Origin of the sequence: Ulvibacterium sp. (genome assembly GCF_028285715.1) — a bacterium.
GTDB lineage: Bacteria > Bacteroidota > Bacteroidia > Flavobacteriales > Flavobacteriaceae > Ulvibacterium.
Genome location: NZ_JANQOO010000035.1, coordinates 560,990 through 580,410, shown reverse-complemented (window position 1 = coordinate 580,410; position 19,421 = coordinate 560,990). Strand labels below are relative to the sequence as shown.

Sequence of the window (19,421 nt, the reverse complement as noted above, 5' to 3'; positions counted from 1 at the left end):
GGAAAAGAATTTCACAACAGTTTTAACAATTTTTAATGCGGTTCATCTAAAAAATTGCAGTTCATCTAAAAATGCGGTGTCATACATCGATGTTATATACTATTCTTATAATTACCCGGTTATTAATATCACAAATCAACCTGTTCCGATGGCTATCGGCGCAAAAAATCGACCTACTTAAATGAGATGTTTGGAATGTAATAAGGAACTAGGCTATCTAGAGCATAGAAATTCCATGGAATCCCTGGGCGTAGAACTATGTTCGCAGCACTTGGCGCGTATGGAAAATCTAATGAAGAAAAAGGGGACGCCATTGGAAGCCATTCAATTGTACTATGGTTTAAAGGAGGCCGGAGTGTCCGCTATGCTGGAGTGGTGGGATGGAAAAAAATCGATAGATATAGCCATTTCCCGAGTAAAATTGAATATTGAAATAGATACGGAATATCATATGATGACCCATGAACAGGCCATAAATGACCTGGAGGAAACCATGCACTCCTTCAAGAACGGTTTTACCACTATCCGTATACCCCATGTACTGGTGCGACATTATTTGAAAGAGACCGTCAACAACATCATGGGTATTATGGAGGGATTAAAAGCAAATGTAAAAGTTATATAACCTAAAGACAGATTTCATGTCAGTATCCCACAGAGTTTTAAAAACCCCCATAAGGGTATCCATTGCCATCTTACTTCTAGGTATGTTGGCCCAAGTACTTCAATTGCCCTATGCATCGGAAATCATGCTTTTTGCTTTTGGAGCGATCGGTATTTTATATACCATACGCTTTTGGAAAAAAATGGAAAAGAAGTTCATTGACTACGTTAAACTTGTCTTAGTGGTCTTTTGGACTACCAACGGTATCTTTAGGATATTGGATTTTCCATATACCATCGTCTTCCAAGTAATCATAGCCGTTTCCTTTCTTACTTGGTTCGTTATGGAGGGAACCGCTTATTTTCTGGATGAGGACAGAAAAGCCAAAAATAGCTTATCCCAAATTTTATGGAACTGCGCCATGGTATTGGGTACCTTGGCCATTATATGCGGTAGCCTGTTGAAAATATTGCACTGGGACTATGCCATGCCACTATTTGCCGGAGGTATTGCCATTGTAGGGGCGTACATCCTTAAAGATGTGTTCCCCATTAAGTCCCTGAAAAACGAGGACGGGAACCATGAAGAGTTTCAACTATAAATCGGTAGCCGAGCTTACGCCTACCTTCTGATTCTTTTTGGATAACTTTACCGGTCGTTGGCCTAATCCTTGAGGCTCTGAAATCTTCATTTATTATTTGTATCTTTTTCTCATAAGAAATACTTATGAGACAACTGGACCGAAGAAACTGGTTGAAAACTGTTGGATTGTCGGGTGGTTTTGCGTTGTTCAGTGGATTGGAAAGCTGGGCAGCGGATTTTCCGGGAAGACCTTTTCTCCCTGCCGGTCCTATCCGTCTTAATGCCAACGAAAATCCTTATGGTCCTTCCCGTAAGGTGCGGGAAACCATTATTTCCTCCCTAGACGAAGCTTGTCGTTATCCCTTTAGGGCATTGTCTGGTCTCGTGGACGGTATTGCAAAAAAAGAAGGGGTAACCCGGGATCATGTCGTTGTCACCGGTGGTTCCACGGAAGGATTACGGGCAGCCGGGCTTACCTATGGTATTGGCAACGGAGAAATTATATCGGCAGATCCCACTTTTCATGTCATGATGCAATATGCGGAGACTTTCGGGGCCCGCATACACCGTATCCCGGTAAACGAAGAAATGCTCCACGATTTGGAGGGCATGGCCCAAAAGGTAAACCAAAAGACCAAATTGATTTTTATCTGCAATCCCAATAATCCAACAGGAACCATATTGGAACGTAACAAACTTGTAGATTTCTGTACTTCATTCGATACGAAGACCACGCTATTTGTAGATGAGGCCTATTACGATTTTATAACCGAAGCCGAATATCCCTCCATGATCGATTTGGTCAAAAAAGGGAGAAATGTAATCGTCTCCAAAACTTTTTCCAAAGTCTATGGCCTTGCCGGACTTAGAGTTGGTTACCTGATTGCCAAACCGGAAATTGCCGTTAGGTTAAAGGCAAGTGTTATGGCCAATACCAACATTTTGGCCATAGAGGCAGCCAAGGCAGCATTAAAGGATGACGAATTTTATAAATTCAGCTTGCTTAAAACCGAGGAGGCCAAAAGGCATATCTACAATACATTGCAGGGTTTAGGGCTCCATTATATCCCCTCCCATACCAATTTTATCTTTTTTAGGACAGGACGGCCTATTCAAAGTTTGATATCCGCCATGCAAAAAGAGCATGTTTTCATTGGTAGGCCGTTCCCTCCTTTCCTAAAATGGGCTCGTATCAGTACTGGAACTATGGAAGAAACAGCGTTTTTTGGTAAGGCCCTTATAAAGGTTATGGCATAAAACCTTTTAATTACCGGTATTTCAACGGTATTTCCTTACCCTTTATCCGATTAGTGCTTTTTTAGACCAAGTACAAAATTAGGTCGTTCATCGATTTTGTTTCCTTTTACCGAAAATTCCATACTTTATACAGAGCTTCTGGGCCCGTTTCTTCTTTCTCATTGTTTCTTTATGGAAACCCGAAAATCCAATGGACAAAAGAACCCTTTCAAATTACTTGGTCTACGCTTTTTGTACGTTCTGTATCATTTGGGCATTTTATGTCCTTTTGATAAAGATACCTTAGTTAAGGTATTCCTCAACAGATTGCATCCTTACCATATTAGGTCATTAAGACCGTCCGATCAAGAAGGTTGATCCCACTTCCCTATTTTCAGTTCTGATTTTTGGAATACTGTTCCATTCACCATTGATTTTTTCAAATTCTTGTCGTACTTTTTAATCCAAATCGAGAAGACATGGAAAAACAACGACGGGAGTTTTTACAAAAAACAGGTATGCTGGCCGCTGCGACGGTTTTGGCCCCCAATATATTGGTATCCGCAAAACGATTTCAAAACAAAAAATTAGGGATAGCCCTGGTAGGCCTAGGTTATTACAGTACGGATGTATTGGCCCCGGCATTGCAATTGACCCAACATTGTGAGCTTAAGGGTATCGTTACCGGAAGTCCGGAAAAAATTCCCGTATGGCAAGAAAAATATGGCATTGAGGATAAAAACGTCTATTCCTACCAAAACTTTGATACTATTGCCAATAATGAGGACATAGACGTGGTTTATGTAGTGCTGCCACCTTCTATGCATGCGGAATATACCATACGGGCTGCAAATGCAGGCAAACAGGTATGGTGCGAAAAACCTATGGCCCCTTCCATAGCTGATTGCGAGGCGATGATCAAAGCGTGTAGCGATAACAAGGTGAAACTGGCTATTGGTTATCGGTGTCAACATGATCCTAACATTCAAGCTTATATGAAGGTGGCGAAAGAAAAACCTTTCGGCCCCGTGAAAATGGTAACTTCTGCAGCAGCCTATTTCGACGGGCGCTCAAATCACTGGAAGCAGAAAAAAGCCTTAGGAGGCGGTGTCATGGGCGATATGGGTGTTTATGCCATTCAAGGAGCACGACTCGCTACTGGAGAGGAGCCTATTTCCGTTCTGGCCCAGACCTTTACCACAAGGCCCGAAATATACCACGAAGTAGAAGAAACCGCCATGTTCCAATTGGAATTTCCAAGCGGGGCCCGCGCCGCATGCCATACCAGTTTTGGTATCCGTATGAACTATCTAAATATCACTTATGATAAGGGGTGGGTTAAAATGGAACCACACTCCTCTTATGGTGGCAACAAAGGTTCAATGTCCAACGGAACGCCAATCAATTTTCCATTGGAAAACCAACAAGCCAAACAAATGGATGATGACGCCCTCGCCATCAAAAACAATTCTGCCTTGATCGTTCCCGGGGAAGAAGGATTGCGGGATATTCGTGTTGTTGAGGCAGTCTACAAGTCGGCCGCAAAGGAATGTTTGGTAAAGATGTAAATTGAGGACAGGGCGATAGTGTACTTATTATGATTTAAGAGTATCACCACCAATTACATGTGCTTGAGAGAACGAGTCTATGACTTTTTTGTAAGAAAACTTCTCTGTATTCCAGCTTTTTACAATACAATATTCTTTTTTTCGTTAATTCTTTATCAAAAAACATTTCAAGAAATTCCGCAGGTGAAAGCTTCCTATATTAAGTACTTTGGGATTACATGGAACACATGTCTTCTAATTTTTGGTATTAGCTTATCATTTATTCAAAGTGCCCAGGCAAACCATAATCTTCTAGCCTCCCATAAAGCGGATTTGTTTAAAATGCCTAAAACTGCCATCAAAATTACCTACCCCCATGGCCAAACGATTTGGAATACTGCGGACACGGTGACATTGAAATGGACTACGAGGAACATTGAACGGAACAAAACCATAAAGTTCTATTTATCCAAGGATGATATGGTAGTACAAGAACTTGGTATTTTCGAAAATTCGGAATATGCGGAAGGGATTGTACTTCACAGAGGCTTGCCTGCTGGAGACAATTATCGGGTTATCGGTATTGAACTCTTCCCCGATGATAAATATAGTATCGCCAAATACGCCACATCGTTTTTCACTATTAAAAAAGCCCCTAGGCCAACGAAACAGGCAGCGCCAAAACCTATAGAAAAACCGGCCAAACCGGTTGTTCGCAACATTTTTGATGGTCGAAAGCTTACCTATGTAAAAGAATTAACCGTAAAAGGTAAAGAGATACGCATAAATCTATGGGACCATGGTCGGAAGGATGGTGACATCGTTTCCATATACCTAAACGGGGAAGCGGTGGTCTCTGAATATTATTTGGAATACCGAAAGAAGACCTTTGAGGTACAACTAGATCCTACCAAACCCAACGACCTCTTCCTTTACGCCCACAACCTCGGTAAATTCCCTCCCAATACGGTTTCTATAGAAATTCTGGATGGAGCGGACTCTGAGAATATTGTTCTCAATTCAGATTTAAAAAGTTGTGAAGCCGTTTTAATCAATGTTAAAGAATAAGCAGTTGTTCAAAATCTTTCAAAAAAGGTCGATTTTTGACCGAGGCTTTTAGAGATTTCTTGAATATTCCCGCAAATCAAGTTATAACTATTTGATTTACAATGGTTTTTAAAAGTCTTTAAAGCTAAAATAGCAATACTTTCCGGATTCGATTTTAACAAAATAAGAGGTAAGAGCACCCGAAACCTATGAATTTTTGTTAAGTAAGGGGCCAAGACAATTTGTGAACTTTGTCGATGATTATTAACCCTTTATCGATCCACTATGAAAAATACCACGACCCACAACCTCATCTTCGGATGCCTTGCACTCTTCCTTTCATGTGCGCTCTCCGCGCAACGAAACAGTGCAACAGACCCCAATGTTCTAGATCTCTATAGTACCTACCAACAACTGGACAGTTATCTGGAAATGAAAAGAATGGGCTATGATGACCAAGCCATCTTTGAAGACTTGGGAAATGCCAATTTTTTAGCCGAGAACTATGAGAAAGCCGTTTTTTGGTACACTAAACTAAAGGACATCAGCAAAAGCGGTACACTTGAAACCAGCTATCAGAAACGATACCATCATGCCCTGAAGAAGACCACCGGAACTGCTTCCGCGAACCAGTCGGATAATAGGGACTGGGTGGCCGATGTCCGAGCAGATTATCAATTGGAGGATAAATCCACAAGTAAATATTGGGATTTTGAATTCGGCCCGAACGGTGAACTTATTACAAGCGCGGAAAAGCCTATAGACCAAAACCTTACGGCTTTATTGGACAATGAAACAGATAACCCGAACGGTTACAAGGCGCCTGTAGCCCTAACCGCAAATGGTACTGTAGCCTATTTCAGCAAGTCGGTTTTAATAAAGCCCGAATATGGTATTTTTTCCAAAAAAGAGAAAATACAGAAAATATATAGGGCCGAAAAGATCAATGGTCAATGGAAGAACGTAACAGAACTTGCCTTGTGCCCAAAACGGTACTCGGCTACCCACCCCACTATTTCTGAGGATGGCAAACGTTTGTTCTTTGCATCCAATATGCCCGGAACTTTTGGCAAGTTTGATATCTACGTCGCTGCTATACAGGGAGACGGAACCTTTGGAGTTGCCAAAAACCTTGGCGAAAAGGTGAATTCAAAAAAGAACGACCTTTATCCGAACCTAGCGGCCGGTAACACCTTGTTCTTTGCCTCGGATGGACGAAACGGATACGGTGGCCTTGACTTGCATATGGCCCAGGTAGGTAGAAAAAAAGTAGATTGGTCCGTGAATCTCGGTAGTGATATCAATAGCAAGGAAGATGATTTTTCCATTGTCCTTCCCACAAGGGATAGACAAGGCTATGTAGTATCCAATCGCGGAATGGACCAGGACCACATACAGCGTATCGCTTTTACATATGACCGTAAAAAATATAGATCTCATTTGAAAAGCGAACATGATATCCTCGAGGCATTGTATAGCGAAAACAATATCGACTACTCCTCTACTCTTTTTGAGGACGAACAATAAGAAATTCGTTTGTTAACCACTGCTATCCCCTATCATATATATCCTGTTCAACGAGAATACCAACACCCGAACAAATTTTAAGATATATAGGGGATAGTAATTAAGCGATCGGATCTTAAGGAGTCCACTACCTCAATTCCGACCGTAGTAAATTAAAAGGTATTTCGGAGCCTTATCCGATAACACAACCATAATATTTGCCAAGATGAGCCGTATAATCCATTTAATGAACAAGATAGGTTTACTTCTTCCAGTCCTGTGCATCGTACTGGTCAGTAATATGGCCCATGGTCAGGAGGAAGAATCCACCTTAAGCTCTAGCAGTACATATCACAATCAATTGTTTTTTAATCGATTTTTGATCAATCCCACATTTTCATTGGTAAGGGAAAACAAATCCTACATAAATCTGTTGCATAGAAATCAGTATGCCACTTTTGAAGATAACAGCCAGAACTACTTTCTGGGCTTTAGCAACAAATTGAACGAGAACACCGCATTGGGCATCAGTGCCTACACCCAATGGTTAGGCGTGGTGCAAGAGTTTGGTTTCAATGCCAATTACGCTACTTCGGTACGATTGAGCCCAAATAGCAGACTCAGTTTTGGTACCAATATCACCTATTTCAATAAAGGACTGGACCAGAATCGTGTTGTAACCACGGAATCGGATGAGCGGATCAATGAATCCAGAAAAGAGAGTAATCTGGCCATTCAGCCGGGGATTACGCTTTCCCTGGGCAGATTCGATTTTGGCCTATACGCTACGGATATGTTGCGGTACAATCAAACCACTAATAGTTTTTTGACCAGTCTTAATGATAAAAGTCTTAAGGCATCGCTCCAATACACGCATTCTTTTGAGGCAACACGTGGATTATTTGAGGAGGCCCGTTTAATGCCTTTGGTGCAATTGGGCAAAAATCCAGATGGAAGTTTGGCCTATGTAGGTTCCGTATTACTCGATTTACCGAACTATGGCTGGTTACAGACCAATTATGATAATACCTATGGACTGGCTATGGGGTTCGGGGTAAACCTGAACAAAAAAATGTCACTGGGCTATTTGGTAGAAAAGGACATTACCACGCAGGACACAGATTTGGGATGGAACCATGAAGTATCCTTGGCCTATACCTTTCAAGACCGAACTACCAGTCTTGGGGGGCTTGTAGACGCATCGCAGGACCAGAAGATCGATGGCATCGTGAGAAACTACGAGGAGCAGATCTTACAACTTATCGAGGAGAACAAAAAACTGGCCCAAAGGGACAAAAGGGAGTTGACGGATCAAGTATCGAAAAAAAATAAGAAAGTTAAAAAGGACAGGACCGTGACGGCAGATGAGGAGGAGGATTACGCTGGCTCCCTAGCCTATGAAAATCGTCTGATTCTGGATGAACTCATCCTAAGGCAGGATTCCATTGAGGCCGCACGTACGGCAGCCTTTGAGAAACGATTCGAAACTATGGTACGATTGTTACGAAACGATGTCAAAAACAGTATCAAGTCCCTTTCGCCAGAACCTAATAGCCCCGTTCATACTCAACTGGCTTCAGCCACAAAGACCGGAACGGAAATCAAAAAGAAGCTAAAGAACAAGGAAGAGGTAAACCCGGTTAAAAAAACATTGACAAGAGACTACAACGACCCCCTCGCCGTTTTGGAGAATACAAAACGTAAGGATTATGAAGAACTACCTATTAAAAGATTGGATCAGTCCAATATTGTGGGTGTAAAGTCGGGCTACTACGTTATAGCCAATGTTTATAAGAATAAAAAATACTTAAATGCCTTTATGAAACGTTTAAAAGACCAAGGATTGGATGCCAGGCACTTCTATAATAAGGAGAACGGGCTGCACTATGTATATCTGGCCGATTTCAATTTTAAAGACGAGGCACGAACAGCTTTTGTATCTGACTTGGATGGAAAATATCAAGATGAGAAATGGATAATGGAAGTAGCCGATAACAATTCCGCCATTGTTTATAATACCTATTCAGAGTAACATGGTCTGAAAAAGATTACGATTAGTGGGTCCTAGTTTTTGTGGTTGGAAACTGGGTAAAAAAATAGCGGGGCACGTCCCCGCTATTTTCTATTTATACCTCCTGAATATTTTTACACGCCTAGGCACAATATACATACACTACACGTCGTTAAGATTATAGTAAAAAGACGTATACCCCCGAATATGATTTCTTTACTTTCTTTTGTGACCTTTCCAATAGGCTGGTCCCAGTCCGATGCAATGGAATCGTTTTCAGCATAACCACTTTAAATCTGCAGACCAAACAGTCGGTTTATCGACCAAATGCACGAAAAAGTCTATAAAGTGTGCATTTGAACGAAAATACGCACGTGGGATATGTTTTTTTAAAAATTTTTATCTAGGTTTAAAATCAGATAAGAGCATTAAAAACTATTGTCTAACCCCAAATCCCACTACATGAAAACACCACTACATTTTAATTTCAGCCAAAAAAGTAGCGCCAGTAACTACTCTAGACTTAGAGTCTTTATAAGAGATTTTCTGGCACCGTTCTGTAACCCCTTTTAGATGATTTAAGCCCAGCTTAACACCCGAGCACTTTTATTCTTTTAGTGCAAGAGGGATACTGTTCCATTTAGGCTTCATGCCTTATAAAAGGAAGTCCGCACCATATTATGGCAATACAATGGTCATGGACGTTACCCACAAACCATATGGATTTTAGGGCCGTATCTGCTTGTGCTATGGTATAATACCGTTAAATATGATGCAATTGAGAATTACAACCATAATTTCCCCACAACCACAGCTACCCATGGCTTTTGCGAAGTTTACGGGTATGCTACAAAACCCAAATCATTATGTACCAGGACCCACTAAAAATTATTGTTATTGACCATGAACGATCATTTTACACCACTTATGAAACCTACTTTGACTCGTTTCTGGAATATGCGTTAAAGGGCGTCTACCCCACCATAAAAGACGCCCTATGCGCATATGACCACATATTTCCGGATGTGATCTTTTCGGAAATAGGATTGCCCGATCAATGCGGCATAGATAGCATGCGACTATTTCGGGAAAAGGACCCGGAAGTCAAAATTATCATGTTAAGCAACAACAATGACTTTGAGCTAATTAAAAAGGCCTTTAAACAAGGAGCTAATGGCTATGTTACCAAGCCCCTCAATGAAAGAAGTTTGTTTAACGCATTGGATGCCGTACAGCGCGAAGGTGCGACCTTAAGCAGTGATATTGCCAAAAAGCTCATTGCCATGTTCCAAAGAAAATCAAGGCAGTACTTTTCGGAACGGGAAAATCAGGTCATCGACTACCTTTCCCAAGGTGCCACCTACAAAACCATTGCCGAAAAATTATTCGTTACGCCCAGTGCGGTAAACTTTCACATTCAGAACATTTATCTAAAACTGGACGTCAATTCCAAATCGGAGGCACTTTCCAAATTGAGGGAGTTGGAGTATGCATAGACGTCAACTGAAAATTCAAGTGTCAAGCCCAAGTTCGATGGTCCAAAAAACCCAAACCCCGAAATTCAAATTTTAAGAGCATGGCCTAAATTTGCCTCGGATGAAATTTGGGATTTGACACTTGCTATCAGTGCGGCGGTCACTTGTAGCACTCTAGGGCTTCTACGATTAAGGGGGAAGCACCTTAAACGGCTTCCCTTTATTTTTTCATAACTTCTTTTTTATGTTTGTCCGCACCTTCCTTGGATAAAACCAATATTTCCGGTTTGTCTTTCCTAAGGCTTATCTGCCAATCATGGAACACTACCCAAGTGTCGTTTACAAAAATCGGAGTTCCATAGGCCTTGATCAAGGCCTTTTTTACTCGACCTTCCTCCTGTTTCGCCGTTAGGATCCAAAGTAGGTAAAGTTCATCTTCCGTGTTGAACTTTGCCTCAATCTTCCTTGGGAAACCGGCATATTCCATTCCAAAACAGTTGAGTTGGGTTTCGCCATTGGGGAATTCCCTTTTGTCCAAAAGAGTTGTCACCGCTTTAAGCCGCGGTTCCAATTCCCGAAGCAACGCCCCAAACTCGAAAACCTCTGGAATATTGCCTGAAGCCTTATATTTTGGTATCTCCGGCGCTGTACCCAAGTATGGATTTTTCCAAGCGAATAAATTGGGATGTAAGCCTTCTTCCGTAAGAAAAAAAGCTTCACTTTCCTTTTCATTGATTATCATATTATCCTTTCCTGTATAGAATTTGTACCCCTGGTAAAACTCAATATCGGAAATCTTGGAAACGCCCTCCCCTTTTGCCGATATGAAACTTAATTGGCCATCCGAGAAAGTAAAGACCACTTTGTCAAAAAAGTAATAGCCATAACGACTACAATCGGAACACACGAGATGCTGTTCCGTAAATTGGGCCAAAGGAAAAGTGACCGCTTCAGTGTCAACTTTTATTTCCTGCATTGAAACACAGAGCTTTTCCAAACTCTTTTTGACCGTTTCCAGATTATCGGACATTTTAATTTCACCAAACAACTCACCTATTTGGGCCGAACCATCCCAAGGGCTTAAACCAATGATAATTGCCCCCAATAGTATCATTCCACGAAGATGAAAAGAGTGCTTACCTTTTATTTTCATGATTCTTTATACTTTGGTATAAAGACGATGGTTGTTAGGTGATCGTTACAAAAATTCAGGAAAGTTAAATCTTAAGGAACTTTGTTGAAACTGCAGTTCCGAGATTAGTAGGTAGCTTATGCAACGTATTGGTAAGCCGTAATCTTGTCCCTATTTGATCAAGGCCTTTACTTTCTGCACGGTACCTATGCTTACATCGCATAGCCTACTGGTATTGCGCAAGGTGTGGCCTTCCCGGAGTCGTTTAATGACATGGCTGTATTGGGCCAGGATTTCTTCTTTGGATTTTTTTGAGCCCTTGGCCCGGCCCTTATAGACACCTTGGGCCTTGGCCCGCTCAATACCTTCTCTTTGACGCTCTTGCATGTTCTTGCGCTCCATTTCGGCAATGTTGGCCAGAACACCGATGATAAGCTTAAAGGTAGGGTCGGGTTTTCCGACGACCAGGGATTCCAGGCCCAAATCATCGACTTTTAGGATAATCCCATTGTTATCAAAATGCCTTAGGGTGGTGAGTATATCCAAAAGGTTGCTCCCTAGCCTATCGATGGCACGCACACTAACATAGGTTATGCTTTCATCCTCTAGGAGTTCCTTTCCTTTTGGTCTATTATGAAAAGGCACCGAAGCATTACAGATGTCCAAATACAGCTTTTCATGGCAGTACTTGTTGTGCAACCAATGTTCCATTTGCTGATCGGGTGCATCAATACGAATATATCGTGCATTCATGGGAGTTTCTTTTGTAATTTGTGAATATCACCATAAAAATGGAGTGGCCGGACCTAATATGGTTCTATGGCCAATATATTCGATTTATGGAAAGCACAATGTATCAAATTTAAATTCAAGTTCAAACTTCTAATTTCGTATTTCGTACTTCCAGTATTAAAACTCCATTTCGTATTGGTCCCGTTCAACTTTGTATCCATTTAGGACCTTTCAAGGGACTATGACTACCATTTATCCTATACATCCGCATTTTGTCCGATTCGATATATACTAGTGTAATCGATGAAATGCAGTCATTTTCGTCGTTCTTTTCCTGTATTGCCATTTACCTAATTTTTTTTTCGATTTATCCAAAACCCAAATGTCCCTCCGTAATTCTTGACAACTTTGTAGCTCACACAAATCTTATCTGTATGAAGACATTTTTACTCTTAAAGGAAATTTATATCGAAGCCTTCAGGGACCTGGGGAGCTGGATAGTGGAAAACTATTTTAGGGCATTCGCCTGGTTTAGCTTTATAATGCTGGCCGTGGTATTCTATGCTTTCATTTTTAGGGTAGTTACCGGATTTGCGTTCGATTAATGTATACTAGGGTTACCTGTGAATCAATATAGTACTTAGGTTACCCATTTGGACGAAACTTGTTCGTGTTTTCTATTCTAAGTTGTTTTTGACTGTTACTGTTCTTTTGCTTTTCTATTTTTTGGATGAGCTCAATTTTTGAATCCGGTTTACCAAAATGAGGTTTCCCGGGTTCCTAGTAATGTTTGTTATTCTGTTGTAGCAGTTGCAGGCCCTCTTTTTTACAAGGGGGCTTTTTTTCTGATGTGGGTGTAAGTTTCAAAAACGTGGTACAAATTCCAACCCGAGCTCAAACTCAAGTACAACTGTCAAATATTAAGGACAAGTGTTAAGTGTTGATTATCTATTGCTTGGTGCTTACTGCTTCGACTGTCCTTACGCCAACCCTCTTCGTTATTGCAAGAAAACCAGAAAGGCCTAAAAGCTTCAGCGACACACGTACGCTGAGCATGACATATTTGGTGTTTTGTGCTTCTTATTTGGGTTTCGGGTTTAAATTGTTCTATTTTCCTGTACTTCAAACTTCTAATTTCGTATTTCGCACTTCTAATTTCGTATTTCGCACTCCTAATTTTGTATGTCGTACTTCTAGTCTTATACTTCCGACTTTTTTGAGATTTGTGGTTTGGGGTCGGTGAATTTCGTTTTCATTGTAAACCATCTATATTTTTTTACCCATATTTCGGAATTGCCTATTGTTCAAACGTAGGAAAAAAACTATCTTAGGCATTCCTATAAAAAATGACGAATGTCACTTGATGCTATACCCAAAAAGGAAAGAAAAAACCGACTGCACAAACTTGTACTCCTTGGGCTTGTGAAACCCGATGGAAAGGGCGATTGGGAACTTACCGATGAGGGGCAGGAAATCATAAGTGGCAAAATCCGGTAGTGGCACGGTCGCTTAAGATCGACCTCAAGATTCCGTTAATTTATACAGAGTGCTTTTCCTATTGATATGCTGAATCCATTGCACCCAGCAAAGTCTTCATGAAGTTTAACGTTTCTGAAAGCAAAGTCCGAAAATAAAGCTCAAAATCAGGTAAGATGTAGTAAGTATTAAGTGTTGATCGTTTGCAATTCGCCGTTTGTGCTCGTTGCTTTGGTTGCGGGTTTCAATTGTTTTATTCTCCCGTACTTCAAACTTCCCATTTCGTATTTCGTACCTCTAGTTTCGTACTTCTAATTTGTTTTTTGAATTTGGGATTTCTCTCCGAACTGGAAATTACATTCCTATCGGTAGTTTAGTTCATGTTCCAGCTGATCCCGAGGATTGGGAGCTGACCATTGACTGATTCGGAGGTGTTTCTTTCGTATGGGCTCGAATGGCCTCCTGAACGATATTGTGAAGGTCGGTAATTACACGTTGGGCTATCCTGGATTGGTTGTTCAGCAGTACGCAAATACCCAAGTCTTCTTCAGGAAAGACTGCTATTTCATTGCGGAAGCGGTTAACACTTCCCCCGTGGTGCCAAATCGTATTTTCCACCTCGGATTCACCGGATCTATAGGTATGGATTCTCCAGCCAAAACCGTAATGCGAGGCCTTATGTCCGGGCCAGCGTTGGTAGTATTTCTGTCTCCCGGGTATCTTAATAAAGGGTGTAAAGGCTTCTTGTAAGGCTTCGCGTGTCATTACATCAGGACGATGACCGAGCAAAAACTGCATCCATTTGGCCATATCCTCGGCGTTCGAATTGATACCTCCGGCAGCAACGGCATTGAAGTAGGAGTCGGTTAGCTTGCCGGATTTCCATCCACGTCTTGCCTTGACATGTGGTTGGGCCTTATTCTCTGTCTTCTTGAGTGCATCAAAGTCCATGATCGTCGCGCACATTTCAAGCGGTTTAAAAAAGCGTTCTTCCAAGGATGTGGTAATCTCCTGCCCGGTAATTTTTTTCATGATTTCCCCGGAAAGCGCAAATAGCGCATTTTGATAGCTATACATTTCCCCGGGTTTACTTATGGGCTGTACCTCGGCAAATCGGCCTGCAATCTCATCCATGGATAGTCCGGCCTCAACAAGGTTCGTGTAGCTGTGATAAGGTGCCCCTGAGGTATGTGATAATAAATGGGCCAGGGTGATGCTTTCCGTATTTTCCCGATCTCCCAACTCAAATTCGGGAAGGTACTCCATAACCTTATCTTCCCAGGTCAACTTTCCTTCATCCTTTAAATCTGAGGCAAGCACTCCTGCAAACCCCTTTGAAAGCGAACCCAGTCGGAAGACCGTTTGGCCGTCTACCTTTTGGCCCGTAAGGCTATTCTTTGTCCCGAATCCATCGGCCAAAAGCACCTGTTTCCCGCGTACAATACTGACACCGGCACCCACAACTTCCCCAGAGGCTATGGCTCTACTGAAATAGGAGTCAACGGCCTGCTGCAAGGCAATTTGTAATTCCTCATTTAAAGTTGTATTGTTTTGTTCTAGAGATACATATACATTTTTATCCAAAGTTTCAGTTGAAGTATTTGTGTCTAAAATGGAGTTGTTGCCACTTGAAGTTAGAACAAATAAGAAAAGCAATAAAATCGCCAAACTGGCGAGGATTTTAAATTGGTTCATGTGCAAAAATAGCTTTTGTCTTGGTTTGGTATGATAAAGGACGTTTGGATATAAAACCCATTAATTCGTTAATTATTATACGTGGCGGTATTTTTATCAAGAACAATCTAAAAATAGGGAAAATACCTTTAAGTCGTATACCCGGCCATCTGGATATTAGAAATTCCAAATGTCAAAACCCAAAATCCAAGGATGAAATTCAAGTTCAAGCTCAAGCTCAAGTATCAAATGCTGAGTGATAATTGTTGGGTTGCGGGTTTAAGTTGATCTTTTTCCCGTACTCCACACTTCCCATTTCGTATTTCGTATTTCTAATTTTGTGTTTGGAATTTGAGATTTGTTATTTGGGATTTGGATTTTATTATTTGCGACTAGCCCAACCAACCTTCACGATCCAAACTTCGGTATTGAATGGCCTCTCCGATATGGTTGCCATCAATGTCCTCTTTGTTTTCCAAATCGGCAATGGTACGGGCCACTTTTAATATCCGATCATAGGCCCGGGCAGAGAGGTTCAAACGTTCCATGGCATTCTTCAGTAGCTTTAGCGAAGCTGTGTCCAGCTTACAAAATTCCCGAATCTGCTTGGTATTCATCTGGGCGTTGTAATGTACCTTTTCCAAATCCTTAAAGCGTTGCGTCTGTATTTCCCGTGCCGCTATCACACGGTTTCGAATGTCCACGCTACCCTCCCCTTTTCGATCCTCGGACAACTTTTCGAAGGGTACGGGTGTCACCTCTATGTGGATGTCGATCCTATCCAATAAGGGACCGGAAATTTTGCCCAGATACCGCTGCATTTCTGCCGGAGAAGAGGTTACCGGAGCATCCGGGTCGTTAAAATAGCCTCCGGGACTGGGATTCATACTGGCCACCAACATAAAACTACTGGGGTAGGTCACCGTAAATTTGGCACGGGAGATGGTCACCTCCCGATCTTCCAGAGGTTGGCGCATCACCTCCAGTACCCCTCTTTTAAACTCGGGGAGCTCGTCCAGGAACAAAACCCCATTGTGGGCCAACGAGATTTCCCCGGGTTGTGGGTAAGTCCCGCCACCCACCAAAGCCACATCCGAAATAGTATGATGGGGGCTGCGGAAGGGGCGTTGACTCATCAGCCCCATATTCTTGATCTTGCCCACCACACTATGGATTTTGGTCGTCTCCAAAGCCTCATGCAAGGTCATGGGCGGAAGAATGGAAGGCAACCGTTTGGCCAACATGGTCTTTCCAGCTCCCGGAGGACCGATCAAGATAATATTATGACCGCCTGCGGCGGCAATTTCCATACAACGCTTTATACTTTCTTGACCTTTGACATCGGAAAAATCGAATTCCGGAAAATCGAGGCTTTTATAAAATTCCTTTCGGGTATCCACAACAATCTGCTCCAAGGGTTTTCCCGTATCAAAAAAATCGATGACCTCTTTGATATTATCGGCCCCATAGACCTTTAAATCGGACACTATAGCTGCTTCCTTCGCATTTTCCTTGGGCAAGATAAATCCGTCAAAACCCTCTTCCCTGGCCTTAATGGCAATGGGCAGGGCGCCTTTAATAGGTTGCAGACTGCCATCGAGCGACAATTCGCCCATGATGATATACTTTTCCAAGTTTTCGGATTGAATCTGCCCGGAAGCGGTCAATATCCCCACGGCCAGTGTAAGATCATAGGCCGAGCCCTCTTTCCGCAAGTCGGCCGGGGCCATATTAATCGTAATCTTCTTACCGGGAATCTTATAACCATTATTGAGCAAAGCGGCGGCAATACGGTAATTGCTTTCCTTAATGGCATTGTCGGGAAGACCGACCAAATGATACCCTACGCCCCTATCTACATTAACTTCCACAGTTATGGTCGTGGCCTCTACGCCAAAAACGGCACTCCCATAAACTTTTGTAAGCATAGGTGTTACTCTTCTGTAGGTCTAAATGTAAGTAAAGATTTTGAAGTGGCTTCTATTTCTTCCCTATTCATCATCATTTTACGGAATTCTCCCTTCACATACATTTCGGCCTGATTCTCGTAATAGGGACTAAAGGGATTTCCGGATTGGCCCGTGGGTAGGATACTCATGCTATTCTCGACATCGGAAAAATCGATTATCCTACGTGTGGAAGGTCCTGAGAGCACATCATACCTTAGGGTTTCATTAAAGTTGAATTTCATATTGTTTATGACCTCCCTTGTACCATTTACGGGAAAAGGACCTACATTGAAGAGGGAACGAAAAATGGCTACTTGACCGATGGGATGACCGTGTTCCAGGGTATGAAACTTGTTCCATGTCCAGTTTCTTCTATCGGAACCAAATTCCCTCTCCAAGGATTCTAATGCCTGGGCAAAGGATTTTTGTACGATTTCCTTTTTGGTTTCTACCTTTTCGGATGTTCCAATATCATCCCACCAAATGGAATTTTCTTTTGCGGCCATGGGCGAAATTAATCTTTTGAGGAAATGTGTGGCCATGACCTGTTCGAACAATTCGTTGCCCAATTCATCTGCAAAAGTGTTTTTAAGGAAATGATAGATCCATCCGGTGTACACGGTGGCTTCTACACTATTTAGGGGATAATCACCTTTCCAGGCAACCAAGGCGTCCAACTCTTTGGTCTGGATACTATTGAGCTGTTTTAATTCCAAGGACTTCACCAAATTGTCCACAATCTCCGGATGTACCGGGGATGTGACATCCATTATCATCTCGGCTACCATTTCCCGATCCCAATTATTTTTTGTTTCCAACAATTCAACAATGCGCCGGGCGCGATTCTCGGGTAGATAATACCCTGGATACAGCATCCCGGCAATGGAATCCGGCTGATTGTTGGCAGAGTACACATAATTCCAAGGCGGATTTATGGCCTGGGGGTTTTGAGAAAAGTCCAGATAATCCTTTTCCACAGGCATCCCGGTAAGCGGTTCATAAACCAGCTTGGTGTTAACATCCTCCGGAATTTGATATAGCTTTGCGGTAGCCCACCAAGCGATATTTCCTTCCGCATCCCCATACATAATATTCAGACCGGGCGCATGAATGGTGGTCAGGGCAGACTGAAACTCCAGCATATTGGCGGCATGAACCATATCATATAAGGCATGCATTACTTTATTCTCTACTTGGGTATAAATCCACGACATGCTTATGGGACGCTCACCGGTTACTTGGTCTGCAATTCCATTAAGTACGGGACCATGGACCGTTTTCCTGAAAGCAAAGGAAACATCGGAGGAATCCTTCACTTTTATAGTTTTGGACACTATTTCATAATCAGTCCAGCCCCCAGTTGTTCTATATTTTGAGCTATCCGAAGGATGCGGTTCCTCAAAGTAAAAGTCCACATCGTCATTTTCGAACATCGTCATGCCATAGGCCAGTTGCCTGTCATGCCCTAGGATCGGGAAAGGTATTCCGGCCATATGATACCCATACTTTTCATAGGTAGGTGTCACCACATGGGCCTCGTACCATACGGCGGGTTGCGCGAAGCCGATATGCGGGTCATTCGCAAAAATGACTTTTCCGTTCTTGGTCTTGGATGGCGAAATCACCCAACTGTTGCTGCCTTCAAAAAGGGGAAGCGCTATATTCCCAAGAGCATCCGAGACCATTGCAGTAATTGTATTTTCCGAAGAATCAACTGGAAGTCCTTTGCGATTTTTGATCCAAAGGGTACTGGTATCTACGTTGATTTCCAAATCTTTGAGATATTCCGGACCCAGTTTGTCTTTGATATTGGTCAATAAAGGATCTGTTTTATGTGCCATGGCAAAGCTAAATGCCATATACCCAACGGTATTATAGACATCCCTTAAGGTAAAAGGTTCTTTTTGAAGCCCGGTAAGATAAAACTCCAAAGGTGTGGGGCCTTTCGAAACGAACTGGTTGATACCCTCCAGATAAGCCTTTGAAAGCTGGACCATCTCACTGTCCATATCCAAGAGGGACAGTGTCTCCGAGGTGGTATCATCAATTCCAAGGGATAGAAAGAATTGATCGGTTTTAATCAAATCCTTCCCAAAGACCTCGGAAAGGCCTCCCCTGCCTACCCTTCGTAGCAATTCCATTTGCCAGAGGCGATCTTGGGCATGGGCAAAGCCTAATGCCCTAAAGGCATCTTCTTCGGTATTGGCGTAGATATGCGGAATGCCATAGGTATCGTAGTATACATCTACTTTTTCGGAAAGACCCAAAAGTTGCCGCTCTCCTTCATAGGTGGGGGTAAGTGAATTAATGAATATCCCTCCGCATAAAATGAAAATACCCAGGATTCCCAGAAGAGTCCAGCCGAGTATTTTAAATTTTCTCATCTGTACTATTTTTACAGTTAAGATAGAGGTATTCCCAACAATAAAAAACACCTTTAGCAGTGCTTT

At 42.3% G+C, this 19,421-nt stretch carries 15 protein-coding genes; 10 read left to right on the top strand and 5 right to left on the bottom strand.

The features are described 5' to 3' along the window. Nucleotides 1-181: 181 nt before the first annotated feature. The 8 genes from Q0993_RS20490 (at nt 182) to Q0993_RS20455 (ending at nt 10,029) form a co-directional block, all read left to right on the top strand. Nucleotides 182-625: a hypothetical protein gene (locus tag Q0993_RS20490; RefSeq protein ID WP_299536877.1), complete on the top strand. Its 444-nt coding sequence runs from the start codon at nt 182-184 to the stop codon at nt 623-625. A gap of 16 nt (nt 626-641) precedes the next feature. Then, a complete protein-coding gene (locus Q0993_RS20485) occupies nt 642-1,205 on the top strand; it encodes a hypothetical protein (protein WP_299536874.1) in 564 nt (187 codons plus the stop codon). A gap of 125 nt (nt 1,206-1,330) precedes the next feature. Next, the gene (locus tag Q0993_RS20480; protein ID WP_299536871.1) at nt 1,331-2,443 is read left to right on the top strand and encodes a histidinol-phosphate transaminase; all 1,113 of its coding nucleotides are present in this window, start codon (nt 1,331-1,333) and stop codon (nt 2,441-2,443) included. Nucleotides 2,444-2,901: 458 nt separating this feature from the next. After that, nucleotides 2,902-3,990 (top strand): Gfo/Idh/MocA family oxidoreductase, encoded by a 1,089-nt coding sequence (locus Q0993_RS20475; protein ID WP_299536869.1) that lies wholly within the window; start codon nt 2,902-2,904, stop codon nt 3,988-3,990. Between the two features lie 321 nt (nt 3,991-4,311). Further along, the gene (locus tag Q0993_RS20470) at nt 4,312-5,037 is read left to right on the top strand and encodes a hypothetical protein (protein WP_299536866.1); all 726 of its coding nucleotides are present in this window, start codon (nt 4,312-4,314) and stop codon (nt 5,035-5,037) included. A 264-nt stretch (nt 5,038-5,301) separates the two neighbouring features. After that, nucleotides 5,302-6,543, top strand: a complete 1,242-nt coding sequence (locus Q0993_RS20465; RefSeq protein WP_299536863.1) for a cell envelope biogenesis protein OmpA — start codon at nt 5,302-5,304, stop codon at nt 6,541-6,543. A gap of 205 nt (nt 6,544-6,748) precedes the next feature. Next, on the top strand, nt 6,749-8,554 hold the full coding sequence (locus Q0993_RS20460; RefSeq protein WP_299536861.1) for a PorP/SprF family type IX secretion system membrane protein: 1,806 nt from the start codon (nt 6,749-6,751) through the stop codon (nt 8,552-8,554). 845 nt (nt 8,555-9,399) lie between these two features. Continuing rightward, complete coding sequence (locus tag Q0993_RS20455; RefSeq protein WP_299536859.1) at nt 9,400-10,029, top strand: response regulator transcription factor; 630 nt, start codon at nt 9,400-9,402, stop codon at nt 10,027-10,029. A gap of 199 nt (nt 10,030-10,228) precedes the next feature. On the opposite strand, the gene Q0993_RS20450 is transcribed toward Q0993_RS20455, so the two are convergent. Together Q0993_RS20450 and Q0993_RS20445 are read right to left on the bottom strand one after the other, a co-directional pair. Continuing rightward, nucleotides 10,229-11,161, bottom strand: coding sequence for a hypothetical protein (locus tag Q0993_RS20450; RefSeq protein WP_299536856.1), 933 nt, complete (start codon nt 11,159-11,161; stop codon nt 10,229-10,231). A gap of 150 nt (nt 11,162-11,311) precedes the next feature. Further along, nucleotides 11,312-11,893, bottom strand: coding sequence for a recombinase family protein (locus Q0993_RS20445; protein WP_299536854.1), 582 nt, complete (start codon nt 11,891-11,893; stop codon nt 11,312-11,314). A 413-nt stretch (nt 11,894-12,306) separates the two neighbouring features. On the opposite strand from Q0993_RS20445, the gene Q0993_RS20440 reads away from it, so the two are divergent. Further along, a complete protein-coding gene (locus tag Q0993_RS20440; protein ID WP_299536852.1) occupies nt 12,307-12,477 on the top strand; it encodes a DUF6747 family protein in 171 nt (56 codons plus the stop codon). A gap of 748 nt (nt 12,478-13,225) precedes the next feature. Continuing rightward, on the top strand, nt 13,226-13,369 hold the full coding sequence (locus tag Q0993_RS20435; protein WP_299536850.1) for a hypothetical protein: 144 nt from the start codon (nt 13,226-13,228) through the stop codon (nt 13,367-13,369). A 357-nt stretch (nt 13,370-13,726) separates the two neighbouring features. On the opposite strand, the gene Q0993_RS20430 is transcribed toward Q0993_RS20435, so the two are convergent. The 3 genes from Q0993_RS20430 to Q0993_RS20420 form a co-directional block, all read right to left on the bottom strand. Further along, on the bottom strand, nt 13,727-15,043 hold the full coding sequence (locus Q0993_RS20430) for a serine hydrolase (protein ID WP_299536847.1): 1,317 nt from the start codon (nt 15,041-15,043) through the stop codon (nt 13,727-13,729). A 371-nt stretch (nt 15,044-15,414) separates the two neighbouring features. Then, nucleotides 15,415-16,950 carry a YifB family Mg chelatase-like AAA ATPase gene (locus Q0993_RS20425; protein ID WP_299536843.1) on the bottom strand — a complete coding sequence of 512 codons (1,536 nt, stop codon included), beginning with the start codon at nt 16,948-16,950 and terminating at the stop codon, nt 15,415-15,417. Between the two features lie 5 nt (nt 16,951-16,955). Beyond that, nucleotides 16,956-19,355 carry a penicillin acylase family protein gene (locus Q0993_RS20420; RefSeq protein ID WP_299536840.1) on the bottom strand — a complete coding sequence of 800 codons (2,400 nt, stop codon included), beginning with the start codon at nt 19,353-19,355 and terminating at the stop codon, nt 16,956-16,958. Between the last annotated feature and the right edge of the window lie 66 nt (nt 19,356-19,421).